Genomic DNA, 25698 nt, shown 5'->3' on the forward strand with positions numbered 1-25698 from the left:
TGATCGTGGCACTCCCGGCCGGTCGGCCGGAGCCGTTCTCACCGGTTGCGCACCAGCAACCACAGGAGCAGCGGTGCGCCCGCCGCCGCGGTGACAAGCCCGACCGGCACCGGTTGCGGGAACGCGGTGCGTGCCACCAGGTCGGCGAGGAGGACGGCGAGCGCGCCGACGACGGTCGCTCCCCCGACGGGTGGCCCGGCCGTCCGGAACACCACCTGAGCAAGCTGCGGGGCCGCGAAGGCGACGAACCCCACCGGCCCGGCGACGGCCGTCGCGGCGGCCGCGAGCACGACGGCCAACGCCAGCAGGAGCACCCGCGCCCGCCCGACCCGCACGCCCAGGGCTGCGGCCGTCACGTCGTCCAGGCGGAGCACGTCGAGGGTCCGCGCCGACGCCGCGAGCAGGACCAGCGCGACCCCCACGACGGCGGCGACGGTCGGCAACCGGTCGGGGTCGACGTCGTTGAGGGATCCCGTGAGCCAGCGCAGCGCCTGACCGAGGTCGGGCAGGTCGGCGCGCAGCAGCGTCCAGGACGTCGCGGCGCCGAGACCGGCGTTGACGCCGAGCCCGACGAGGACGACGCGACGGGCCGTGATCCCGTCCTTCCACGCCAGCAGCAGCACGACCGCGGCGGCGGCTGCAGCGCCCACCGCGGCCGCGGCGACGGGACCCGCCGCGGCGACCGCACCCCCGAGGCCGCCGACGCCGAGCAGTCCCACCACGACGGCGCACGAGGCCCCAGCGGTGACCCCGACGATGTCCGGGCTCGCCAACGGGTTGCGCAGCAACGACTGCGTCACGGCTCCGGAGGCCCCGAGGGCGGCACCGACGAGGACGGCCGTGACGGCTCGCGGCGCGCGCAGCTCGAGGACGAGGAACTCCAGGCCGGGCGACGCCGAACCCGTGAGGGCGGCGAGGACGTCGGCGGGCGCGAGCACCCGCTCCCCGAGGGCGATCGCCGCGACGCACCCCACGAGCACCGCGACCAGCAGGACGACCCAGACGACCAACCGGAGGGCCGACCGCCCTCGCGGACGGACCGGCGGCGGCGCGAGCACCGGCGCGCTCACCGGTCGAGCCTGCGCGCGAGCGCGACGAACACGGGCGCACCGAGGACGGCGAGCACGATCCCGACGGGGAGTTCGGAACTGCTGAGCAGCACTCGGCCCGCGACGTCCGCGACGGTGAGCAGCACCGCCCCGGTCAGCGCCGACAGCGCGAGCGTCGCGACCGGCCGGGCGGCGGCGAGGAACCGGGCCAGGTGCGGGGCGAGCAGTCCCAGGAACCCGAGGGTTCCGGCGGCCGCGGTCGCCGCCGCGGCGAGCAGGACGACGGCGGCCAGCCCCACGGCCCGGTCCCGCCGGACGCGGCGGCCGAGCGCGGCGGCGAGGTCGTCCCCGAGTTCCAGGGAGGACAGCGCGGGGGCCGTGACGGCGGCGGCCAGCACCCCGAGGACGAGGACGGGGGCGATGCCGGTCAGGACACCGAGGTCGCGCGCTGCGAGCGTGCCGGCGCTCCAGAACTGGAACGAGCGCAGGGAGTCCTCGTGCAGCAGCAGGACGACCGTCGTCGCCGCCCCGAGGAGAGCCGAGACGACGGACCCGGTGAGCACGAGCGTCGTCACGGGTTCCAGCGACCGGACCCGGCTCGTCAGCCCCAGGACGACCGCCCCGACGACCACGGCGCCGAGCACCCCGCACCAGACGTAGCCCGCCGGCGACCGCACCCCCAGGTACGCCATCGCCACGACGACGCCCAGGGACGCCCCGGCGTTGACCCCGACGAGTCCGGGGTCGGCCAGGGGGTTGCGCGTCAGGGCCTGCGTCAGCGCCCCGGCGAGCCCCAGCGCGGCCCCGACGACGACGGCGAGGACGGTGCGGGGAACCCGCAACCCCCGCACCACGGCGTCGACCGCGGGTTCCCCGTTCCCCCGCAACGAGTTCCAGACGTCCGACACGGGGAGCGGCCGCGACCCCACGAGCAGACTGGCCCCGGCCGCCAGCACCAGCACCGCGGCGAGGACACCGACCGCGGGGACCAGCCGGGGTCGCGCGGCCACCGGGGCGACGCGCTGCAGCAGGTCACTCGTCATGCGAGTCCCCCGGCTCGTCCTCGTGGTGGTCGTGGTTGCGCGTACCGCGCCGCCAGTAGCCGTCGACGTCGTAGGAGTCGCGGTCCAGCCGGAGGTCGCGCGAGAGGTACCGGCGGGCGGGTTTGATCGAGATCGCCTCGCCGGCGACCCACACGTACCCCGTTCCGGCGGGCAGTTCCGCGGCCCGCAACGCGTCGACGAGCAGGGTCGTCGTCCCGGCGGGGGCGGCGCCGCGGTGGAGCCAGTGCAGGTCGAGGTCCGCGGCCGACGCCAGGGGGATCTCGTCGGCGGCGTCGCTCACCTCGACGAACGCCGTCACCGGAACTCCGGGGCGCAACCCCTCCACCCACCGGGCCAGCGCGGGCAACGCGGTCTCGTCCGCGGCGAAGACGTACCAGTCGGCGACGTCCTTGACGAGGAACGCCCCGCGCGGTCCGAGGGCGGCGATCCGGTCCCCGGGTCGGGCCGCGCCGGCCCAACGGCCGGCGACGCCGTGGTCGTGCAGCACGAAGTCGACGTCGAGGAACGGACCCGAGGGGTCGAAGGCGCGGACGGTGTAGTCGCGGTGCACGTGCGCGCCGGAGTTCCAGCGCCCGTCCTCCCCCACGACCGGGACGTTCGGGGAACCGTCGGCGGCCCGGTCGAAGAACAGCTTGAGGTGGTCCTCTGGCGCGACGGTCGGGAACCCGTGCAGGTCCTCGCCCGTGAACCGGACGCGGACCATCCGCGCGGCCAGGCGCGTCACCCCGTGCACCTCCAGGACGCGGGGGACGAGGTCGAACCAGAACTGGGCGGTCCGCTCGTTCTCGACGTCGGCCGTGAAACCGGACACGGTCGTGGGGGTGCTCACCGGGACTCCTGGAAGTTCTCGAGGGTTTCAGACGGGTTCTCGGGCGGGTTCTCGGACGGGTCCAGACCCGAGACGTGCCGGCGCAGCTCCGGCCGGGTCAGCAGCAGGGCCAGCGTGGCGACGGCCGCGAACACGCCGCCGACGGCGATGACGGGGGACGTCCCCAGCGCCCGGGCACCCACCGCGAGCAGCGGCCCGCCGAGGGTGTCGCCCACCGTCACCTGGGCCGACCAGATGCTCTGCACCCGGCCGCGCAACCGGTCCGGGGTGCGTTCGGCCAGGACCGTGAACCGGAGGACCTCCCCGACCACGTCGGTGATCCCGACGACCGTCATGGCGACGACGGCGAACCACACCCCGGGGGCCAGGCCGAAGGCGGCCACGGCCAGCGCGGACACCGCGGGGACGACGACGAGCAGGACCCCGGTGCGCCGTACGCGCGGGATCCACCCGCTGCAGATCCCGGCGACCAGGGCGCCCGCCGCGGGCGCGGCGTACACGAGCCCGACCGCCTCGGGGCCGCCGCCGAGGTCGTCGCCCACGAACTCCGGCACCAGCACGTGCGGGGAGGCGAAGAAGATCTGCAGGAAGCCGATGAGCAGGACCGCACCGACGACGCGGTCGGCGCGCGCGAACGCGAAACCCTCCCGCAGGTCCGCCACCGCCCGCCCCGCGGCGGACCGGCGGGGACCGGCGTCCGGCGCGGACCGCGCCGGCACCACGGGGTCGAGGCGGAACAGGACGAGCCAGGACACGGCGCTCACGACGACGACGGACCAGTACACGGCGGCCGGCCCCCCGGCCCCGGTGACGAACCCCGCGACGAGGGGCGCGGCGACCGAGCCCAGGTCGAGGCAGAGCGCCATGAGCGCTCCCGTGGCGGGCAGCATCGACGGCGGCACGACGGCCGGCACGGCCGCCCCGAAGGCGGTGGCGCCCACCGCCCCCGTGGCGCCGTCCCAGACGGCGAACACGTAGAGGACGGCGACCGACGGGTGGTCGGCGGTGGCGTTGAGCGCGAGCACGACGAACCCGACGACGGCGAGCGCCCGGCTGACGAGGACGACCCGCCGGCGGTCCACCCGGTCGGCCAGCACACCTCCCGCGAGGGACCCGGCGAGGGTCGCGACCCCGAGGACGGTGTTGACGGCGGCCACCTGCAGGGACGACCCGGTGAGGTCGTAGGCCTGCACCGAGAGCACGACGGCCAGCATCCCCAGCCCGAACACCGAGACGAGGCGGCCGGTGAACAGCAGGCGGAACTGCCTGCTCTCCCGCAGCGGGGTGAGGTCGACGGCCCACCCGGACAAGTCGAGGAAGCGGCTCACGCGGGGGTTCTCGGGGTGATGTCGGTCCAGTGCTCGTCGACGTAGGTGAGCGCCGCGTCCCGGCGCACCGGGCCGTGCACGACCGTCCACCCGGCGGGGACCTCGGCGAACACGGGCCACAGGCTGTGCTGGCCGGCCTCGTTGACGAGCACGCGGAAGTCGGCGTCGGGGTTGTCGAACGGGTTCATCGCGTCTCCTGGGTGCTGCGGGGGTGGTCGGTGCGCCCGGCGAGGGCGGCGGTGGTGAACGGGGTGAGGAGGCGGGCGACCTGGTCGGACCCCGCGGGTGAGGTGATCGCGGTGTGGACCACGTCCACCGTGCGCAGCTCGACGGGCCGTCGGCAGAACGGTTGCCACGCATCGCGTTCGGCCTCGAGGTCGGCGGTCGTGGGCACCCGGCCGGTGCGGTGGCCGGGTGCCGTGCTCGCCACCAGCAGGACGGGAGCGGCGACGGGGCGCGGCTCCGCGGTGCCGAGGACCGACGCGGAGTGCACGGCGGAGCGCACGATCCGGTCGAGTTCGGGACGCCCGAACCCGGCCAGCACCCCACTGCCTTCGGCGAGGAACGCCAGCACGTCGTCGGGGTCGTGGGGCGGGGTGAGCCAGTCGGGCCGCTCCCGCAGGGACAGCGTCAGCAGGTACTCCATTGCCTCCTGGTCGGCGCCCACCGGGTCGGGCACCTCGACGCCCACGGGCAACACGCCGCCGGGGGCTCCCGGGTCCAGCAGCGTGAGGGAGGCGAGGTCGACGCCCCGCTCCTCCAGTCGCGAGGCGAGGACGTGCGCGAGGTGGGCGCCGAAGGAGAACCCGACGAGGTGCACGGGCTCGCCCGCGGTACCGGCCAGGACGTGGGGGACGAGCAGGTCGGCGAGCCCGTCGAGCGTCGTCGGCAGGGCCGCGACCTCGGCGGGGTCGGCGGCCAACGCGGGCGACTGCAACGCGAGGACCCGTTGCGCCCCGGGCAGTCGCGACGCCAGGGCGGCGAACGTCCAGCCGAGCCCCAGGAGCGGCGGGACGCAGACGACGGTGCCCCGCGCGGTGTCCTGGCCGCCCAGCGGCAGCAACGGTCCCCACGGGTCCGCCTGCGGCCGGTGCAGCGCGTCGAGCAGGCCGGCGGGGGTGGGGTTCGCCAGGACGGCGGCCACCCCCACCCGGGTTCCGAGCCGGTCGGTCAGCAGCGCCGCGAGGCGCATCGCCAGCAGCGAGTGCCCGCCCGCGGTGTGGAAGTCGTCGTCCGCCCCGAACCGCGGCAGGCCGAGCACCTCCGCGAACGCGGCGCAGACGGTCTCCTCCTCGGCCGTGCGGGGCGCGCGGCCCGTGGCGGTGAGGTCCGGGACGGGCAGGGCGGCGACGTCGAGCTTGGAGTTCACGGTCAGCGGCAGGTCGTCGACGACGACGAGCGCGGCCGGGACCATGTGCTCGGGCAGGTCCCGGCGCAGCCGCTCGGTGACCTCGCCCAACCGATCGCTGAGGTCCGGCGCGGCGGCGACGACGTACCCGACGAGGAGGGGGTTCCCGCCCGGCGCCGGGCGCACCACGACGGCGGCCCGGGCGACGAGCACGTCGCGGGCCACGGCCGCGGCGACCTCCCCGGGTTCGACGCGGAACCCGCGGACCTTGACCTGGGTGTCGCTGCGGCCGTGGAAGTCGAAGCTCCCGTCGGGGCGGCGGGAGACGACGTCACCGGTGCGGTACATGCGCCGGCCGGGCGGTCCCCACGGGTCCGCGACGAACCGTTCGGCGGTCAGGGCGGGGGCGTCGTGGTACCCGCGGGCCAGCCCGGCACCGGCGATCCACAGTTCCCCGGGAACCCCGTCGGGCACCGGCCGCAGCGACGTGTCGAGGACGCGGACGTCGGTGCCGTCGACGGGCCGGCCGACGGTCGGGGTGGCGCTCTCGGCGGTGCCGCCGCCGAGCGTGTTGATCGTGTACTCGGTGGGGCCGTACAGGTTGTACCCCTCCGTCCCGGGGGCGTCCCGCAACGCGTTCCACACGTCCGGGCCGACGGCCTCCCCACCCAGCAGCACGAGCCGGGGCCGGTGACGCCCGGCGTCCAGCAACCCCGCCGCCAGCAGCGCCGAGGCCACCGACGGCGTGACGTTGAGGACGTCCACGCGGTGTTCGTCGACGAGAGCGGCCATGAGGGCGGGGTCGCGGCGCACCTCCTCGGACAGCAGGTGGACCTCGTGGCCGTCGAGCAGCCAGAGCAGTTCCTCCCACGACATGTCGAAGGCGAACGAGATGGCGTGCGCCACGCGCCAGGGTTCCGCACCGGGCGCAGCGCCCGCGGGCTCGAAGATCCGTCGGCGGTGGTTCTCGGCCATGTTCACCAGGCCGCGCTGCTCCACCTGAACGCCCTTGGGCTCACCCGTGGAACCGGACGTGAACATGACGTAGGCGAGGTCGTCGTGCCGGTACGCCGGGTGCAGTTCCCCGGCCGTCACGGAACTGCGGGTGCCCGGACCGGGCAGCGGCAGCACGGTCGTCGGGTCCAGGGTCGTGACGACCCCGGCGCGGTGCAGGACCCGGGCCCGGCGGTCGGCCGGGTGGGTAGGGTCCACGGGGACGTACGCGGCCCCGGCGGCGAGCACGGCGAGGAGGGCGACGACGGTCCCCGCCCCCCGGGGCAGGTCGATCCCGACCCGGTCGCCTGGTCGGACCCCGGTGCGCTGCAGCTCCTGCGCCTGGACGGTGACCGCGGCCCAGAGCCGCCCGAAGTCCAGCGCGACGTCGTCGTCGACGAGTGCCGTCCGGTCGGGGAACCGGGCCGCGGTCCGCGCCAGGCGCGCGGTGAGGGAGTCCGCGGGCAGGTCGCGGTGGTCCCCGGTCCAGGACGCGACGAGTTCCCCGGCGACCGCCGGGTCCAGCGTCGCGACGGTTCCGAGCAGCCGGTGCGGGTCCTCGGTGAGGGCGCCCAGCACGCCGACGGCGCGGTCCAGGAGCCCCTCGGCCGCCGCCGCAGGGAACACGTCCGGGGCGTGGGACAGGATGAACCGGTACGGCTCCCCGGGGTGCACGACGAACGTCAACGGGTAGTGCGTGGCGTCCCCGCCCTCGACGTCGGCCAGCCCCGTCGCGGCCGCGAGCTCGGCGAACGCGGCGTCGTCCTCCGGGGTGTTCCGCATGACGTAGAGCGTGTCGAACAGCGGTCCGAGCCCGGCGTCGCGCTGCACGTCGCCCAGGCCCACGTGGTGGTGCTCGACGAGGGCGCCGGACTCGCGGTGGACCCGTCGCAGCAGCGACGTGACGTCGAGCGCGGGGTCGAGCCGCACGCGGTGCGGGACCGTGTTGAGGAACAACCCGACCGTCTCGTCGACACCGGGCAGTTCCGGCGGTCGGCCCGAGACGGTCTGGCCGAACACGACGTCGTCGGACCCCGTGAGGGAGCGCAGGACGAGGGCCCAGACCGTCGAGCACACGGTGCTCACGGAGACGGCCGCGCCGCGGGCCGTGGCCAGCAACCGGTCGGTCAGGTCACCGGGCAGGTCGCGTTCGACGACGTCGGGCAGCACCTGCTGGCGCACCGCGGAGGGTTCGGCGACCGTCGTGCCCGCGGTGAGCCCGCCGAGCGCCCCTCGCCACGCGGCACGGTCGGCCGCGGCGTCCCGGCCCGCGAGCCAGCCGAGGAACTCCCGGAACTGCGGCGCGGGCGGCAGCGTGGTGTCCCGGCCGCCGGCGCGGACGTGCCGCAGGAGTTCGACGACGAGCAGGGCGTCGGACCAGCCGTCGAGGACGAGGTGGTGGTTGGTGACGAGGAGGTGCACGCCGTGCGTCCCGAGGTCGAGACCGACGAAGCGGACCAGGGGCGGCCGGTCGACGTCGAACCGCCGCTCGCGCTCCTGCCGCTGCAGGGCGGACAGTTCCGCCTGCGCCGCCGCGGCGTCGGCCGGGTCCGACCGCACGGCGCGCCACGGCAGCGCGACCTGCGCGGGCACGAACTGCACGGGCCGGTCGAGCAGCGCCGCCGAGAACCCGGCGCGCAGGGCGCCGTGCCGTTCCAGCAGGGCAGCACACGCCGATCGCAGCACGCCGAGGTCGGTGCCGGGGACGAACCGGTACGTCGACTGCATCGAGTAGACGTCCAGCGTCCCGTCGCCGGCGACGGAGTGGAACAGCAATCCCGCCTGCAGGGGCGAGAGCGGGAGCACCTCCACGGCGGCTGTCGTGGCGGTTGTCGTGGCGGGGGGACTGGTGGTGGTCATCCGAGGTTCCTCAGCAGGCGGTCGAGGGCGGCGGTTGCCCCCGCGTCGAGGTCGACGAGCGGGGCGGCCGGGGGGACGGTTGTGGGCGGAGGAGCCAGCGGGGCGGCGAGGGCCGCGAGCGCCGCAGGGGACGGGGCGGTGAACACGGCCGACGGACGGACCGACCAGCCGCGCGTCCGCAACCCGCTCACGAGGGACATCGCGAGGACGCTGTCGCCGCCGAGGGCGAAGAAGTCCTCGTCCTCGTCGACGGTCCGGCCGAACAGCTCGGCGAACACGGCCTGCACCTGCTCGACCGGCCCGGTTCCGGTGCTGGCGTCGCGCAGGGCGTCCCAACGGGCGGCGACGGCGGCGAACCGACTGCGGGGCAGGACGTCCGCCACCTCGGCGGCCGGGTCGGCGGCACGGACCACGACGTCGGCGACGGCGGACAGCACGTCGACCGCCTCGGCCGCGGACAGCAGCCGCGGGTGGTGCTCCAGCCGCAGCGCCCCCGTGTCCCCGGTGTCCTCCCTCGTGTCCTCCAGCGTGAGGGTCAGCGCGTAGTGCGTGCCGTCGCGGCCGGTGACGTCGCGCAGGTCGAGGCCGGCGGCGGTCGCGGCGCGCTCGGTCCCGCCACCGGGGTAGTTCTCGACGACGAGGAGGGTGTCCGTCCACGGGGCGCGCCCGAGGGCGCCGGCCAGTGCCGCGAGGCCGACGGGCGCCTGGGCCCCCGCGTGCAGCGTCTGACCGGCGAGGTCGCGCACGAGGTCCTCGACGCGTCCCCGGCAGCGCGCGACGAGCGGCACGGTGTCGACGAACATGCCGAGGACGTCCTGCGAGCCGGCGTCGCGGCCGGAGACGACGACCCCCGGCGACACGGTCTTACGACCGCTGAGCGCGGACAGCACGATCGACCAGGCGGCGGCCAGGACGGCGGCCGGGGTCGCCCCGCAGGCCCGCGCCGCCGACGTGAGGGCACGGGGGGGCAGGTCCGCGGTCGCCACGGCGACGGGTTCGCCGTCGTCGAACCCAGGCGGCAGCAGCGGGACGAGGTCTGCGGCGACGGGGGTGAGCAGGTTCCGCCACCGCGGCAAGGACCCGGGGTTCGCCGCCCGGCGCGCGACCGCCGTGGCGAACGCGCCGCGGACGACGTCCTCGGCGGCTGCTCGCCACGTCCCCGCGTACCGGCCCAGCAGTTCGTCGACGAGGGCGGGGACCGACCAGCCGTCCAGGAGCAGGTGGTGCGACCCCAGCAGCAGGACGTGCTCGTCCGGTGCTGTGCTCACCAGCCGGGCCCGCAGCAGGGGTCCGGTGCGCAGGTCGTAGGGCTCGGCCAGGTCGGCGCGGCGGTGGGCGTCGAGGCCGGCGTCCGCACCACCCGGGACGTCGTGGACGGACCACGGCACGTCGACGGCGGCGACGCTGACGAGCACCGGGCCCGACGTGGTGTCCGCGACCCGGCACCGCAGTTGCGGGTGCGCAGCGACGGTCTCGGCCAGCGCGGTCCGCAACCGGTCGGCGTCGAGACCGCCCCCGAGGCGGAGTTCGACGTGCGAGGTGTAGCGGTCCGGGCCGTCACCGGCGTGGAAGACCATCCCCCGCTGCACGGGGGTGAGGGGCCAGACGGCCTGCAGGGCAGGGACGTCGGCGGCGAGCCGGGACAGCTCGCCGGTCCCGAGCCCGACGGCGTCGTGGACGGCCGACGGGGGGTTGGTCCCCGTGTCGAGGACGACGTCGAGGAGGGTTTCGAGGTCGGCCAGCCAGCGGTCGAGGACGTCCCCGGCGCGGTGCCGCAGCGGCGCCGCGACCTGCCAGCGCGCCACGACGGCGGGTTCGAAGTCCCGGGTGGTGGCCCAGGCGTTGAGTTCCCACGCGTGCGAGACGGGCAGTCCCGCGTGCAGGCCCAGCCGGTCCTCCAGGGCGGCGGCGTCCGCACTCGTCCGCCACGGGTGGTGCTCCGGCCCGGCGGGGACCTCGCGGCCGAGCCAGTTCACGAGCACCTGGGCGGGGTTCGCCGCGACCGCCGTGGCCAGGTCCGCCGACGCAGGGTCGAGGTGCTGCAGCACCCCGGCGTCGGGGCCGAGTGCGGCCGAGGACAGGACGGCCCGCGCGGTGGCGGCGACGTGGTCGGCCAGGGACCTCGACGGGTCCCGGCCGGGAAGTCGCACCGGCCAGGTGGCGGTGAACCACCCGACGGCGGACGCGTCCGCGGTCTCCCGCGGGTCGTCGGCGGGCAGCGCCGTGGGCCGGCCGTGGCCCTCCAGCTCCACGAGGAGGTCGTCGGCGCGCGCGCTGGTGAGCGCCGCGAGGAGCACCGCGTCGGGTCGCCACCCGCGGGCGACGAGGTCGAGGAACCGCCTGCTGCGCAGCGGGTCGAGGACGACCTCGCGGGTGGTGGCGTCCCCTGCGGTGCCGAGGTCCGCGGGAACCTCCACCAGCGGGCGGCACGGACGCAGTTCCCGCTGCCAGTGAGCGCGGTGGTCCCGTGCGACGTCGACGGCCCGCTGCTGGGCGTGCGTCCAGGCGGTGAACGACGGGGCGGGCGGCAGGGTCCCGCCCTCGAGCAGGACGCGGAGCTCGTCGAGCAGCACGGCCCAGGACACGGGGTCGACGGCGACGTGGTGGGCCGCGACGGCCAGCCGCGGCGTCGGGCCGCCCGGGTCGGTGACGACCCAGCGGACGAGGTCGCCGGTGGTGTGGTCGATCGTGGCCGCCGCTGCGGCGAGGGCGGTGTCGAGTTCCGCGACCGGGGCGGCCGCGACCACGGCCGGGCGGGGCGCGGTGACCCGCAGGTCCGGCTCGGTCCGCAGGCGCAGGGCCTCGTGCCGGGCCAGGAGTTCCGTGGCCGCGGCGGCGAGGTCCGCCACGCCCGTTCCCGCGGGGAGGTCGACGACGCGGAGCTGCTGGAAACCCCGGAGCGCGGCGACGTCGGCGGCGCGGCCCAGGCCCGCGAACCAGGCCAGCGCGGGCGTCGGGACCGGAACCCCGTCGCGCGGACCGGCGGAGGTTTCGACCGCGCGGGCCAGCGCGGCGAGCGCGCGGGGTGTCCGCGCGGCGAACACGTCGGCGATGCCGACCACGATCGACGCCGCCCGCAGCGCCCCCACGAGGTGGACGGCGGAGATGCTGTCCCCGCCGGCCGCGAAGAAGTCGTCGTCCAGCCCCGCCGCCGCGCCGAGCACCTGCGCGACGACCTCGGCGACCCGGCGGGCGAGGTCGGGGTCGGCGCCGTCGTCGCGACTCACCGGGTGCTCCGGCCCGGGGGCGTCGCCCGTCGGGACGACCTGCGTCAGGGCGAGGTCGGGGACCCGTCCGGCCGCCAGCGCCTCCACGGCGCTGACCCACGCGTCGAGCAGTTCGGCACCGGCGTCGCCGCCGAGGAGTTCCGGGTCGACCTCCAGTTCGAACCGGAGGTCGCCCGGCCCGGGGAACAGCGTGGCGGTGACGGGGAACGTCGTCGCGTCGCGGCCCTCCACGAGGGTGACGGCGAGACCGTCCCCCTGGGTCGGAGCCACCGGGTAGTTCTCGACGACCACGAGGGTGTCGGCCAGCCGCCCCGTGGCCCGCTCGACACCCCCGAGCCCGAGGACGGCGGCCTCCTCGGTGCGGGCCGTCGCGTCGGCGACGTCGCGCACGAGGGTCGCGGACGCCGTGCCGGCGCGCAGGACACGGGTGGTGACGAACATGCCCACGGCCGTGGCGGGGACGTCGGCGCCACGGCCGGCGGACGTCAGCGCCCAGCAGACGTCGCGGCGCCCGGTGCGGGCGGCGAGGACGTGCGCCCACGCGGCCTGCGCCACGGCGGCGACGCTCGCGCCCCGGTCCCGCGCCCCGGAGCGCAGGGCGGCCGTCCGCTCCGCGGTCAGGGTCCGCTGTCGGCGGACGACCCGGTCGGTGTCGGCGGAGCGTCCCCCGCCGAGGAGGGTGGGTTCCGCGCCGGCGAGCTCGGACCGCCAGGACTGCGCGAGGGCGTCCCGGTCGAGGGCGGCGACGGTGCGCAGGTGGTCGGGGAAACCCCCCGTCTCGGCCGCCAGGTCCTCGCCGTCGAGGTCCCGGCGGAGTTCGTCGGCGAGGACGGGCAGCGACCAGCCGTCAGCCAGGAGGTGGTGCAGGGAGAGCACGAGGAACGACGTGGGGGAGTTCTCGCCGGCGATCCAGGTGGCCCCGGCCAGCCGGGCCGCGGCGGGATCCACCGGACGGTCGAGCTCGGTGCGCTGCACCCGGTCCAGCAGGTCGTCCCCGACGGGGCCGGGCACCCGGACGACGTCCAGGGGAAACTCGACCCGCTCCACGACGAAGGCGACGGGTTCGTGCAGCGGCCCCTGCCACACGCCGGTGCGCAGCGCCGGGTGTCGCGCGAACAACCCCGCGACAGCACGTCGCACGGCGGTCTCGTCGACGCGGCCGGCGGGGTCGTGCAGGCGCAGCAACACCGTCGTGCGGTAGGGGTCGCGTGCGGCCCGCCGCCCGTCGACGTGGACGCCGAGCTGCGTCGGGGTGAGGGGCCAGACCGCCTGCAGCGCGGGCGAACCGGTCACGGCGTCGCGCACGTGGGTGGCCAGCTCGGCCCGGACTGCGGGGTCGAGCGGCACGAGGTCGGGAACCTCCGGGCTGGTGGACGGGCCGGTCGCCACAGGGTCGGCGGTCTCGGGCACCGCGTGAGCCGCGACGGCCGCGGGCGTGCGGGCGACGAGGACGTCGGCCGGGCGCAGCGACCAACCGGCCGCGCGCAGCCGCGCTGCCACCCGGACGGCCGAGATGCTGTCGCCGCCGAGGGCGAAGAAGTCGTCGTGCGCGCCGACGGCCGGAACGCCGAGGACCTCGGTGAACGCCTCCGCCACGACCCGCGCCACGACCCCCTCACCACCGGACGCGGAGGTCGGCCCCGCGGGGACCGCCCCGGGCAGGGGCAGGGCCGCCCGGTCCAGCTTCCCGTTCCGGGTGAGCGGGAGGTCGTCGACGACGAGGACGTCGCGCGGGACGAGGTGGGCGGGCAACCGCTCGGCGCACCACGCGCGCAGAGCCGCCGGGTCGGGGTGCGCACCCGCGGGCACGACCCAGGCCACGAGCCGGCGCCCACGACCCACCTGCGGTGCCAGGACGACGGCGCGCGAAACCCCCGGGTGCGCTGCCAGCGCGTGCTCGACCTCACCCGGTTCGATCCGCAGACCGTGCAGCGAGATCTGGTCGTCGGTGCGGCCGGCCACGTGCAGGCGACCGTCCTCGTCCCAGCGCGCCCGGTCGCCCGTGCGGTACAGCCGGTCCCCCGGGACGTGCGGGAAGGGGTTCGCCACGAACCGTTCGGCGGTCCGCGCGGGCAGGCCCCGGTAGCCGTGGGCCAGTTGCTCCCCGGCCAGGTACAGCTCCCCGTCCGTCCCCGGCGGGACGAGCCGCAGCCACGCGTCGAGGACGACCGCCCCCGTCACCCCGACAGGGGTTCCGACGACGGGGACGTCCGCGTCGCGCACGTCCGCCGCGAAGGCGTCGACCGTGGCCTCGGTGGGGCCGTAGAGGTTGAGGACCCGGGACCCCGTGCGGGCCGCGAGGTCGCGCATCCGGGTCCACAGGTCCGGGCCGAACGCCTCCCCGCCGACGACGCAGACGGCGGGCAGTTCCGTGAACGCGTCCGCGGCGAGCAGCGCGGACCAGACGGTCGGGGTGAGGTCGAGGTAGGCGATCGCGTGGTCGCGGACGTGCTGCGCCAGGGCGAACGGGTCGAGGAACAGGTCCTCGGCCAGGACGTGCACGGTGTGCCCGCCGAACAGCGCGAGCAGGGCGTCCCACTGCGCGTCGAAGTGGAACGCGGCGGTGTGCGCGACCTGGACGGGGTGGGCGGGGTGCAGGCCGGTGAGCTGCCGGGCGCACAGGTGCGCCAGCGCGCGGTGCGGGACGGCGACGGGTTTCGGGGTTCCCGTCGACCCGGAGGTGAGGACAACCGCGGCGACGTCGTCGGGTCCGGGCACGACGGCCACCGCCCCCCGCGGTCCGTCGTGCAGCGGGACGACCGCGTCGGCCGTCACGAGGGCGAGCGCCCCCGCCCCGGCGAGGACGTCTGCTCGCCGGACCGCGGGCAGGGCCGGGTCGAGGACGAGGACAGCGGCCCCCGCTGTCAGGACGGCGAGGACGGCCTCGACGGTGCGGTTCCCCCGCGGCACCGAGACGGCGACGGTGCGGCGACGGCCGGGTCCCGCGGGCAGCGCGGCGAGCACGTCGGCCCGCAGCGCGTCGACCGCTCTGGCGAGGTCGGCGCCGGTCTGCCGCGACGTCTCGCCCCCGGGTCCTGCCGTGACGAGCAGGTCCCGGTCGGCGCAGCGCGCGGCGACCTCGGCCCACCGCTGCGGCAGCAGGGGCGGTACCGCCGACTCCACCGCGGGGCCGATCCCGTTGCGCTGCAGCGCGTCGTCATCGGCAGCGTCGAGCACCGGTACGGCGGCGACGGTGACGTGCGGCTCGGCGACCAGGAACGCCGCGACGGCGTGCAGGAGGCGCCGGGCCGTGGTTCCCGGGCCGGTGTGGTCCAGGAGGAGTTCCCACCCGTCCGCGCCGGGCCGCACGGTGAGGGCGAACGGGTAGTGCGTGTCGTCCTCGACGTCCTCGAGCTGCAGCGTCGCCGGGCCGACCCGCCAGGCGCGCGGGGGTTCCGGCGTCTCGACGGCCAGGAGGCTGGTGGCGAGTTCCGGGCTGCGCAGGGCGCGGAGGATCCCGCTCGTCCCGACGTGGTGGTGCGGCAGGGACGCCCGCCAGCGGTCGGCGCCGGCGCGTGTGACGTCCAGCAGGGTGCTGGCCGGGGTGGTGGGGTCGGCGACGAGCACGGAGTCGGTGAACAACCCGATCGCGGTCTGGACCCCGGCGACCTGCGGGTCGCGGCCCGAGACGGGCACGGCGAACGGCGTTCCGGTGGAGCCGGTCACGGCGTCGAGGGCCAGGCCCCAGCAGGTCCGCGCGCGGTCGGCCGCGGTGAGGCCGTCCCACGCCTCGCCCCGTGACGGGCGGACGGTGGCGCGCAGCCGCCGCCGTGCACCCCGCGGCGAGGGCGCCGGAGTTCCCGGGGTTCCGGTGAGGTGTCCGAGGTGCCGGACCCAGAACTCCTCGGCGGCACTGCTGTCCTGCGCGGCCAGCCAGCCGAGGTGGTCGTCGTAGCGGGCCCCGGGGGCGGCGGGCACGTCGTGCGGTCCCGGCACCTCGGCGGTGAGCCGGCGCGCGACCTCCCCGGCCAGCAACGGCATCGACCACGCGTCGAGCACGGTGTGGTGGGCCGTGACGACGAGGGCGGACTCCTCGCCGGCCTCGAGGTGCGTCCACCGCACGAGCGGCGGGGCGTCGAGCGCGAACCCGGCGGCGAGGTCGGCGGCCCGAGTCCTGGCGAGGTCGGCGGCGAGGTTCGCCGGGTCGTCGAGCACCACCGTGCGGAACCGGGGCGTCGTCCCGGGTTCGACGAACTGCACGGCCTCGAGCTCGTCGGCGACGACGAACCCGGCGTGCAGCTGGGGTTCGTCGGCGACGAGGCCCTCGACGGCCCGGCGCAGGGCGCCGGCGGGCAGGGAACCGCGGATCCGCACGACGGCCTGGCCCGTGTACGGGTCGTCGGGCCGCGTCTCGGCGAGGGCGAGGAGCCCGCGCTGCAACGGCGTCGTCGGCCAGACGAGGGGTCCGGTCGGGCTGGTCATGCGCGGCGTCCTCCGGTGCGGCGGCGGGTGAGGAGGTCCTGGACCCGCGAGATCTGGGTGGCGTCGAACTGCGGCACCGCAGGGGCGGGCACGCCGACGACGACGGGGGTCGCGGCCGCGGCGACGGCCTCGACGGTGCGGCGGGCGAAGACGGTGCTGACGGAGCCGGCGAAACCCCGAGCGCGGAACCCGGCGACGGCGCGGATCGCGGTGATGGAGTCCCCGCCGAGCGCGAAGAAGTCGCTGCCGGCCCCGACGTCGGCGACCGGCAGGCCGAGGGCGTCGGCCAGGGAGTGCGCCCAGGCGGTCTCGGCCGGTCCCTGCGGCCTCCGCCCCTCCGGCACGCCACCCGCGGCGGGGGCCGGGAGCGCGGTCGGGTCCAGCTTGCCGGTCGCGGTGCGCGGCAGGGTGTCCAGGACGACGACGGCCGCGGGGACGAGGTGCTCGGGCAGGACGTCGGCGGCCGCGGCCCGCAGGCCCTCCCCGTCGCCGTCGCGCGGGCCGGTGACGTACGCGACGAGGCGCCCGGACCGTTCCACGACAGCGGCTTGGCGAACGCCGTCGAGGCGCAGCAGCGCCGTCTCGACCTCAGCGGGTTCCACCCGGTACCCGCGCACCTTGAGCTGCCGGTCGGCGCGGCCGAGGTAGTCGAGCATCCCGTCGGCCCGCAGCGCGACGAGGTCGCCGGTGCGGTACATCCGGCTGCCGGGCGGCCCGTACGGGTCGGCGACGAACCGGGCGGCCGTGAGACCGCCCGCCCCGCGGTAGCCGAGGGCGAGCTGCGGGCCGGCGAGGTGGAGTTCGCCCGGGAACCCTTGGGGCACGGGACGCAGGTGCGCGTCGAGGACCCGGGCCGTCGTGCCGTGCACCGGCCGCCCGATCGGGGTTCCGCCGACGGCGTCGTCCTCGCCGTCGAGGCCGACGGCGTCGACCGTGGACTCGGTCGGGCCGTAGAGGTTCCGGACGACGAGCCCGGGTTCGGCGCGCAGCCGCTGCCACAGCACGGGCGGGCAGGCCTCGCCGCCCACCGTGAGGACCCGGACCGGGTGCGGGCGGGTGAGCAGTCCCGCCTCGAGCAGCGCGGCCGCGACCGTGGGAGTCGTGTCGACGAACTCCAGGCCGTGCGCGCGGACGGCCTCGACCGTCGCGGCGGGGTCCCGCACCACCGCGCGCGGCAGGAGGTGGACCTCGTGCCCGGACAGCACGGCCTGCAACGTGTCCCAGGACCCGTCGAACGTCAGCGGCAACGTCTGCGCCACCCGCAGCCCGCGGTCGGCCGGGACCCCGCGGCCGGGGGCGAACGTCGTGGCGCGGTGGTGGGCCAGGAACGCGGCGAAGGCGCCGTGGGTGACGACGACCGCCTTGGGTTCGCCCGTGGACCCGGACGTGTGGACGACGTGGGCGGGAGTCCCCGGCGCCGGAACGGGCAGTTCGCCCAGCCGGGTGCCGGTTCGTCGGCCCACGGTTCCCGGAGTGAGCCGCAGCGCGTCCGGCCCGAGGCGCCGCACGAGGTCGTCGCGGCGGGCGGCGGGCCAGGTGGTGTCGAGGGGGACGGCCGTCCGGCCGGCGACGAGGCAGGCCAGGTGAACGGCGACGGCTCCGGCACCGCGGGGCAGGTCGAGCGCGACGGGTGCGGCGGGCGGGCAGACCTGGACCAGCCACCCCGCGGTCTCGGCGACCTCACGGGCGAGGTCGGTGACCGTCCAGCGCGTCGCGCCGTCGACGAGCGCGGTGCGGCCGGGGAACCGGGTGGCGCTGTCCCGCAACAGGTCGACGGCGCCGAGGACCGCCACGGGGGGCGTGGTGAGCCCGGCGGGGGCGGCGCCGGCGAGCGCGGCCACCGCGGTCCGCGGGTCGGCGGCGCACAGGGACCGCAGGACCGCGCTGAACTCGGCGAGGACGGCGTCGACCTGCCCGCTCGTCAGGAGCCCGGCGGGGACCTCGGCGCGCCAGTCCAGCCGTCCGTCGCGGGTTCGGACGAGGGAGATCGACAGGTCGTCGACCGGTCCCTCCCCGAGGTTCTCGACGAAGATCGTCACGTCGCCGGCGGTGTCGGGGTGGTCGAACGTCTTGAGGTTCAGCTCGGTCCCGACGAGGGGGCGGTCGTGGTGCACGCGACCCGTCGTGCGGGCCAGTTCCTCGCCGCGGAACCGACCGTGCCGGCGGAGTCCGCGCAACCCGTCGACGACGCCGCCGACGAGGTCGGCCGCGGTGGCGACGGGGTCGACGCGGAACGCGAGCGGGACGACGTTGACGACCGTCGTGGGGCACAGCGCGGCCGAGGAGCCGGTGCGGTTCATGAGCGGGATACCGAGGACGACGTCCCCCGCGTGGTCCGTCCCGCCCAGCCGGGACAGCACGACGAGGTGCGCCGCCGCGGCGAGTTCGGCCCAGGTGGCGCCGAACCGGTCGGCGGCGCCGTCGAGGTCCGGCCCGGTGAAGGTGAACCGCCCGGACCGGACGGTTCCCCGTCCCGGGACGCGCGTGGCGGTGGGGACGCCGAACCCACGGGCGGCGCCCTCGGAACCCGTCCGTCCGGCCCAGAACGCACGGTCGCGCGCGAACGCGGCGGACGCGCGGTACTCCCGCTCGGCCGCGACGACGTCCGCGACCGGGGTGAACCACGGCGCCGGGGTGGGCGCCCCACCACGACCGGCGGCGAGGAGTTCCGCGACGCGGCGGACGACGAGCCCGACCCCCCAGCCGTCGACGAGGACGTGGTGCCAGCCCGTGAACCACGCGACGTGGCGGGGGCCGACGACGAGCAGGTGCTGCTCGTGCAGCGGGTCAGGTCCCAGCGGCAGACCGCGGGCGATCCGGTCGGCCGACCACGCCCGCGCCGCCGCGACGTCGTCGACCGGGGTGACGCCGACGCCGGGGACGACCCCGTCCTCCCCGCGCGCCACGTCACCGTCGACCGACACGTCACCGTCGACCGACACCCGCACGGCGTGGAGCCCCGTCTCGCGGACGGCCTGCGCCACGGCGGCCGCGACCCCGGCCGGGTCCAGCGCCGGTGCGGACGCGGGCACGGTGAGGTGCACGAGTTCCCCGACCGTGAACAGCGCGGGGTCGTCGGCCACGAGCTGGGCGTGGACGACACCGCGCTGCGCCTCGGTCAGGGGCGGGAGGGTCCGGCCGGTCATCCCCGGATCGCCGCCAAGGCCTTCTCGAAGTCCTGCAACGCGACCAGCCCGGTCTCGTAGCGGTCGGCGAAGAAGTAGCGCAGGCCGTAGGCGTGCCCGGCGCGGACGGCGGGGAGTTCCTGCCAGGTCGGCAGGGCCATCATCTCCGCCGCCCCGACTCCGGGTTCCTCGGCGAGGCTCTGCTCGTACAGGACGGCGGTCGCGTCGGTCACGGTGCCGAGCTGCTCGGCGGACAGGAACGCGGCGTTCTCGTCGGTGATGTCCCGCGAGACGGAGGTGAGGGTGCCGCCCGCGTCCACGACCGTGTCCCCCGGCCAGGAGATCGGCGAGTAGACGGTGACCTCCTCGTAGAAGTCGAGGGGCGCGAAGACGTTGCCCGACAGCACGTCGGCGTAGTCGGCACGGATCTGCGCGGCCTTGCTCTCGTACCTGGCCTTCGCCGCGTCGGCGTCGTCCCCGTCGCCGAGGACGTGCGACATCTCCAGCGTCGCGTCCTTCGTGCGCGCCGACCCGTCGGACCGCACGAGGACGGTGGGGGCGATGGCGTTGAGCTTCTCCCACGTCGCCGTGGCCTCGGCGGACAACTCCTCCTGCGTGCCGCCCCGGACGAAACCGATCATGAGGTCGGGTTCGAGGGAGGAGATCTTCTCGTAGTCCCAGCCGTCGGCCCCGAGGACGATCGGCAGGTCGGAGACCTTCTCGTACTCCTGCGGCAGGAACGCGTCCTCGTAGTCGCCGTCGGCCGTGGCCAGCGGAGTGATGCCGGCCCCGAGGAGGGGACCGACGGCCCCCTCGAGCGCGATGACACGGCGGGGTTCGGCCGGGATCTCCACGGCGCCGAACGCGGTGTCGACCGACCGGGTCGTCGCGGCGGACGCCGTCCCGCCCGCCGTCGCGCGGTCGGTCCCCCCGCACGCGGTGACGGCCAGCAGCACCGACGCCCCGAGCGCCGCGCCGAGGACCCCCCGCCGCGACGCCCGCCGCCCCCCTGCCCGCGCGGAGGACACACTTTCCGCCCCTCGGGACCGTTCCCAGAGGGCGGGAAGTGTGTTTTCCGCGCGGGGTCGGGGGGTGGTCGGGAGCAGGGGTGCGGTCACGGGTCAGGCCTTCCGGGGGTCGGTGAGGGCGAGGACGGCGAGCGCGTCCTCGACGGTGCGGGCGGCGGCGAGGTGGGGGAACGAGACGTCGGCGCCGGCGGAGCGCCAGCGGTCGACGAGCGCCATGAGCCGGATCGAGTCGACGCCGAGGTCGTCGAGCGGGTCCTCGCGCAGGACCTCCTCGCGCGGCAGGCCGGCGGCGGCCGCGAGGTCGCTCAGGACCGTCTCGACGGTCAGGGGTGCGGGCACGGCTGGTCCTCCACGGTCGGGACGGGCGGGGGTGCGAGCGCCGGGGGCCGGCGGTCGCGCGGCACGACGAGGGGGCGACCCGTCTCCGGGTCGACCAGGACGCGTGCCGGCAGGTCGAAGACCTCGGCGACGAGCCGTTCGGTGACGACGTCGTCGGGAAAACCGGCCGCGACGACGGCCCCGTCGCGCAGGACGACGACGTGGTCGGCGTACCGGGCCGCGAGGCTGAGGTCGTGCAGGACGGCGACGACGGTCCGACCGCCCCGCACGAGGGCGGAACAGGTGTCGAGGACGTCGACCTGGTGGGCCACGTCGAGGAAGCTCGTGGGTTCGTCGAGCAGCACCGCCGGGGTCTGCTGCGCCAGCGCCATCGCGATCCAGACGCGCTGGCGCTGCCCCCCGGACAACCGGGCCAGCTGACCGTCGGCCAGGTCCAGGGTTCCCGTGGTGCGCAGGGCGTCCTCGACGGCGGCCCGGTCCGCGGCCCGCACGGGCGTGAGGGCTCCGCGGTGCGGCTGGCGGCCCCGCAGCACGAGGTCGCGGACGAGGATCCCGTCCGGCGCCTCGGGCTGCTGCGGCAGCAGGGCCAGCGTGCGGGCGAGGTCCCGGGGACGGAACTGCGCCAGGTCGCGCCCCTGGACGAGGACCCGCCCCGCGGTGGGCCGCAGGATGCGGGCGAGGGTCAGCAGGAGCGTCGACTTCCCGCAGCCGTTGGGGCCGACGACGGCCGTGAAGGACCCGGCGGGAACGGTGACGTCGACCGACCGCAGGACCTCCGGCCGGCCGGGACGGCCGACCGTGACTCCCTCGGCCTGCAGCAGCGGTTCCGCTGCCCTCACGGGCTGGGTTCCGCGACGAGTGCGGGCCCCGGCACCGCGGCCGCGCCCGACCGCAGTGCGGCCGCGATCTCCCCGGCGCGCACGGCGACGTTCGACAGGAGCGTGGCCGAGATGCCGTGCTGGTGCCCCGTGGAACCGACGAGGAACAACCGCCCGCGCGCCGGGACGTTCCAGCGGGCGGCGTAGTCGCGGGTGGCGAGGAGCCGGGACCGCTCGTCGCGGACGAGCAGGTCGGCGTCGTCCCCCAGCAGGGCGGCCGGGTCCAGCGGCCGGTACCCCGTCCCGCAGACGACGAGGTCGACGGCGAGGCGTTCGGTCCGCCCCGTCAGCCCCTCGCGGATGCCGACGTCGAGGCCGTCCGCCGTCCCGCGGACGTCGACGAGCCGCGCGGCGCGGTGCCATGCGAAGCGCCCCGGGCCGGTCCAGCGGTCGGTGTAGTCGAGGTCGTAGAGGCGTTGCAACGTCTCGGGGTTCACGACGGCGTTGTTCGTCCCGCGGTGCAGGTCGTCGATGCGGTCCCGCTCCGCGACGGGCGCGTCGAACAGCGCGTCGACGCTGGCGGCGTCGAAGATGCGGTTGGCGAACGGGCTGGAGTCCGACGGCGACAACCCGAACCGGCTCTGCACCGAGTGCAGCCGCGCGCAGGGGAAGCGTCCGTGCAGGTCGGCGAGGACCTCCGCCGCGCTCTGCCCGCCGCCGACGACGGCGACCGCGCGCACGGACCCCGGATCGACGTCACCGACCCGGTGCAGGTGCTCGGCCGTGTGCCACACCCGGTCCGACGCGACGACACCCGTCGGCAGGACGGGCTGCAACCCGGCCGCGAGGACGACGTCGCGCGCCAGGACGCGGGTGACACCGTCGGCGTCGGCGACGGTCACCTCGAAGTGCTGCAGGACCCCGCCCTCGAGGACGGGCCGGACGAGTTCGACGCGGCTGCCGTAGCGCACCACGTCGTCGAGCTTGGCGGCCGCCCATCGCAGGTACGCCGCGAACTCGACCCGCAGCGGGGTCATCGACCCGCGGTTGAAGAAGTCGGCGAGCCCGTCGCGCTCGGCGAGGAACTGCAGGAACGTGAACTCCGACCGGGGGTTGCGGAAGGTGGCGAGGTCCTTCGCGAAGGCGATCTGCATGGACGCGTCGGGCAGGAGCATCCCCGCGTGCCAGCGCTGCTCCGGGGCGGCCTCGAAGAACCGCGCGCGCAGGGGGTCCCGGCCCGCCCGCCGGTCGTCCTGGGCCTGCTCGGCGAGGGCGGCGGCGAGGGCGATGTTCGCGGGGCCGAACCCGACGCCGACGACGTCGAGGACCTCGGACCGTCCCGCACGGTCCCGCGTCCCACGTCGGGACACCTTCCCCACAGCGGTGGCGGGCAGGTCGTCGACGATGCGGAACACGTCGGGAACCTTGTAGGCGGCGAGCGAGGCACCGGTGAGGTGCCGGCGCAGGGTCCGCCGGTCCAGCGCACCGCGCCGGCCGGGGCGGGGCACGACGTAGGCCACCGACCGTTCCCCGAGGCGTTCGTCGGGTTCGCCGACGACGCAGACGTCGTGCACGGCGTCGTGGGTGAGCAGGAGGTCCTCGACCTCGGCCGGCGAGATCTTCTCGCCACCCCGGTTGACCTGCTCCTTGACCCGGCCGACGACGCGGAGAGACCCGTCCGCGCTGCGGCGCACGAGGTCTCCGGTGCGGTAGGACCCGTCCGCGGCGAAGGCGCCGAGGTTGACCGGTGCCGCCGCCGGGTCGTCCGTGCCGGGCGCGTAGTACCCCCGGATCGTGTACGGCCCGCGGACGAGGAGTTCCCCGGTCTCCCCCGCCGGGACCTCGGCCCCGGTGGCGTCGACGACGCGGACCTCGTCGAGGGCGGACATCGGCCGGCCCTGGCTCTCGACGAGCAGGTCCACCGGGTCGTCCGGCGAGGTGTAGCAGACCAGCCCCTCGGCCATGCCGTAGACCTGCTGCAGCGGACCGAGGTCGTCGAGGACGCGACGGGCCACGGCGGGCGACAGGCGCGCCCCGCCCACGAGCACGCGCCGCAGCGACGACGTGTCCGCCGTGGCGAGGTCGGGGCTGTCGAGCCAGAGCTGGACGAGCGGGGGCACGGCGACGACGTGGGTGACCCGGTGCTCGGTGACCGCCGCGAGGACCGTGGCGGCGTCGCTGCTGGGCGGGAAGACGACGCTGCCCCCGGCGGCGAGGACCCCGAACCACCCGGGGGAACTCAGCGGGAAGTTGTGGGTGGCCGGCAGCGGGACGAGCATCACGGTGGCGGTGTCCACGGCGCACAACTCGTTGCTGCGCAGGAAGGAGTACGCGTACTCGCGGTGGGCGCGCGGGATGAGCTTGGCCGGTCCGGTGGTGCCGCCGGACAGCTGGAAGAACGCGAGTTCCCCGGCGTCCGCGTCCGGACGGACGGGGTGGGGTTGCTCCGACCGGGGCACGGTTCCCGCGGGGCGGTGCAGGACCCGGAGACCGGTGGACCCGAGCGCGGCGTGGACGCGGCCGGTGAGGTCGGTGAGGTCGGCGGCGCCGCCGGGACCGTCGAGGTCGCCGACGATCCAGTGCGTCGCCCGGCCGGTGCGCGCGACGTGGCTGATCTCCTGCGCCCGGTGGGCGGGCAACGCCAGGACGGGCCGCGCACCGAGGCGGAACAGGGCCAGCACCACGGCGACGAGGTCGACGGATCCCGGCAGCTGCAGGACGACGGTGGTCCCCTCCCGCACACCGTCCGCCGCGAGGTCCGCGGCGGTCCGGCCGACGCGCTCGAGGAGTTCCGCGTACGTCGTCCGGCCGGTGGCGTCGACGACGGCGGTGGCGTCCGGACTCACCCGGGCGGCCGCGGCGACGAGGTCCTCGATGCGGTCGGTCCCCCAGGTCCCGGCCGCGAGGTGCTCCGCGACGACCTCGGGCGGGTAGGGGACGACACCCGGGCTGTCCTGGAACGCGGTCACTGGGCGGGCCCCTCGGTCGGACGGTCGTCGCCGGTGAGGGCGGCGAGGGCGGTGGCGAACTTCGCGGCGGTCTCGGCGTGCTCGGCGTCCGGGGTGGACCCCGCCACGACACCGGCTCCGGCCCACAGCCGCGCCGACCCCGACCCGGTGTCGAGCAAGGCGCAGCGCAGGACGAGCGCCCACTCCCCGTGGCCCGCTGCGTCGGTCCAGCCGACGAGACCGGCGTAGTTCCCCCGGGGCGCGGGTTCGAGGGTGCGCACGAGGTCGAGGGCGGCCTCCACGGGAACCCCGCTGACGGCAGGGGTGGGGTGGATGCGCAGGGCCGCGTCGAGGGAACCCACTCCCGCGCGCGGCGTTCCCGTGATGCGTGTCCCGAGGTGCCACATGGTGTCCGTCGCCGTCGGGACGGGCGCTGCGGGGACGTCGAGGCCGTGGGTGAGCGGCGCAAGGCGCTCAGCGATGTGGTCGACGACGAGGGCGTGCTCGCGGTGGTCCTTGGTCGAGGACAGGAGGTCGGCGGGAGGCCCGGTCTCCCCCGCCCGTCGCGGCCGGGAACCTGCGAGCGGGTGGCTGACGAGGCCGTTCCCGTCGACCGCGGCGACGAGTTCCGGGGACGCCCCCGTGAGCAGGCCCGCAGCGGTCCGGACCGCGAACGTCCACCCGTGGGGGTTCGCCGCCGCGAGCCGGTCGAGGTACGCCCCGACGGTGGAACCCACCGGGAGCGGGGTGTCGAGGGTGCGCGCCAGGACGACCTTCTCGAGGTCCCCGGCGCCGATGCGCAGGAGGGCCTCCGCGACGGCGGCGCGGTACCCGGGGTCGTCGGGAACCTCCCGCGTGGTGCGACCGGCCCCGGCCGCGGGAGGTGCCCACGGCCGGCGGACGATGTCGCGCACCAGGCTCAGTTCGGCTGTGCCGTCCGGGTCGAACGGGACGACCCCGCAGACGAGGGAACCGTCCCCCGGACGAGACCCGTTGCGGCGGAACGCCTCGCGCACCGCGGCCACGACGTCGGCCTCGTGACCGCGCGGGACGTCGAGCGGGGTTCCACCGGTCGCGTGGACCAGGCCCGACGGCGCGGCGACGGCGAAAGAGGCGTCCTCCCACCGCACGTCCGTGCCGACCGCCGGCCGGGGCGCGGCGGCGGTGGTGGCCAGTCCGGCGCTCACGCGGGACCGCCGCTGTGTTCGGTGGGACGCACGGGTTCCTCCGGTTCGAGGGGTTTCTCACGTCAGACGCCGACCAGGCATCCGTCACCGTGACTTTGGTGAGCCTATCCTCACCCGAGGGGGCGGCGTCAAG

Annotated in this window: 13 protein-coding genes and 2 pseudogenes; all 15 read right to left on the reverse strand. The window is 76.4% G+C overall.

The window, feature by feature from the left end:
* Positions 1-38 precede the first annotated feature (38 nt).
* Positions 39-1070 carry a FecCD family ABC transporter permease gene (locus AB1207_RS20965; protein ID WP_367640484.1) on the reverse strand — a complete coding sequence of 344 codons (1032 nt, stop codon included), beginning with the start codon at positions 1068-1070 and terminating at the stop codon, positions 39-41.
* Positions 1067-2092, reverse strand: coding sequence for a FecCD family ABC transporter permease (locus AB1207_RS20970; RefSeq protein ID WP_367640486.1), 1026 nt, complete (start codon positions 2090-2092; stop codon positions 1067-1069). Before AB1207_RS20970 ends, AB1207_RS20965 begins: the two co-directional genes overlap by 4 nt.
* Positions 2082-2942, reverse strand: a complete 861-nt coding sequence (locus AB1207_RS20975) for a siderophore-interacting protein (protein ID WP_367640487.1) — start codon at positions 2940-2942, stop codon at positions 2082-2084. The genes AB1207_RS20970 and AB1207_RS20975 overlap by 11 nt, the downstream gene beginning before the upstream one ends.
* Positions 2939-4270, reverse strand: a complete 1332-nt coding sequence (gene entS / locus AB1207_RS20980; protein WP_367640489.1) for an enterobactin transporter EntS — start codon at positions 4268-4270, stop codon at positions 2939-2941. Before entS ends, AB1207_RS20975 begins: the two co-directional genes overlap by 4 nt.
* Positions 4267-4458, reverse strand: coding sequence for an MbtH family protein (locus AB1207_RS20985; RefSeq protein ID WP_367640490.1), 192 nt, complete (start codon positions 4456-4458; stop codon positions 4267-4269). Before AB1207_RS20985 ends, entS begins: the two co-directional genes overlap by 4 nt.
* On the reverse strand, positions 4455-5684 hold the full coding sequence (locus AB1207_RS24510) for a thioesterase domain-containing protein (RefSeq protein ID WP_437179000.1): 1230 nt from the start codon (positions 5682-5684) through the stop codon (positions 4455-4457). Before AB1207_RS24510 ends, AB1207_RS20985 begins: the two co-directional genes overlap by 4 nt.
* Positions 5685-5687: 3 nt before the next feature.
* Positions 5688-7157 (reverse strand): annotated as a pseudogene (locus AB1207_RS24515) (amino acid adenylation domain-containing protein); the annotation flags it as partial.
* A pseudogene (locus AB1207_RS24520) lies at positions 7131-8471 on the reverse strand (condensation domain-containing protein); the annotation flags it as partial. The pseudogenes AB1207_RS24515 and AB1207_RS24520, both read right to left, overlap by 27 nt.
* Positions 8468-16120, reverse strand: coding sequence for a condensation domain-containing protein (locus AB1207_RS20995; protein ID WP_367640494.1), 7653 nt, complete (start codon positions 16118-16120; stop codon positions 8468-8470). The pseudogene AB1207_RS24520 and the gene AB1207_RS20995, both read right to left, overlap by 4 nt.
* A complete protein-coding gene (locus AB1207_RS21000) occupies positions 16117-19266 on the reverse strand; it encodes an AMP-binding protein (protein ID WP_367640495.1) in 3150 nt (1049 codons plus the stop codon). The genes AB1207_RS20995 and AB1207_RS21000 overlap by 4 nt, the downstream gene beginning before the upstream one ends.
* The gene (locus tag AB1207_RS21005; RefSeq protein WP_367640497.1) at positions 19263-20273 is read right to left on the reverse strand and encodes an ABC transporter substrate-binding protein; all 1011 of its coding nucleotides are present in this window, start codon (positions 20271-20273) and stop codon (positions 19263-19265) included. The genes AB1207_RS21000 and AB1207_RS21005 overlap by 4 nt, the downstream gene beginning before the upstream one ends.
* Positions 20274-20366: 93 nt before the next feature.
* Complete coding sequence (locus tag AB1207_RS21010) at positions 20367-20612, reverse strand: phosphopantetheine-binding protein (protein ID WP_367640498.1); 246 nt, start codon at positions 20610-20612, stop codon at positions 20367-20369.
* The gene (locus AB1207_RS21015; protein ID WP_367640500.1) at positions 20597-21451 is read right to left on the reverse strand and encodes an ABC transporter ATP-binding protein; all 855 of its coding nucleotides are present in this window, start codon (positions 21449-21451) and stop codon (positions 20597-20599) included. The genes AB1207_RS21010 and AB1207_RS21015 overlap by 16 nt, the downstream gene beginning before the upstream one ends.
* A complete protein-coding gene (locus AB1207_RS21020) occupies positions 21448-24399 on the reverse strand; it encodes a SidA/IucD/PvdA family monooxygenase (RefSeq protein ID WP_367640501.1) in 2952 nt (983 codons plus the stop codon). Before AB1207_RS21020 ends, AB1207_RS21015 begins: the two co-directional genes overlap by 4 nt.
* Positions 24396-25565 (reverse strand): isochorismate synthase, encoded by a 1170-nt coding sequence (locus tag AB1207_RS21025; RefSeq protein ID WP_367640503.1) that lies wholly within the window; start codon positions 25563-25565, stop codon positions 24396-24398. The genes AB1207_RS21020 and AB1207_RS21025 overlap by 4 nt, the downstream gene beginning before the upstream one ends.
* Between the last annotated feature and the right edge of the window lie 133 nt (positions 25566-25698).

This window comes from Kineococcus endophyticus (assembly GCF_040796495.1).
Lineage (GTDB): Bacteria > Actinomycetota > Actinomycetes > Actinomycetales > Kineococcaceae > Kineococcus > Kineococcus endophyticus.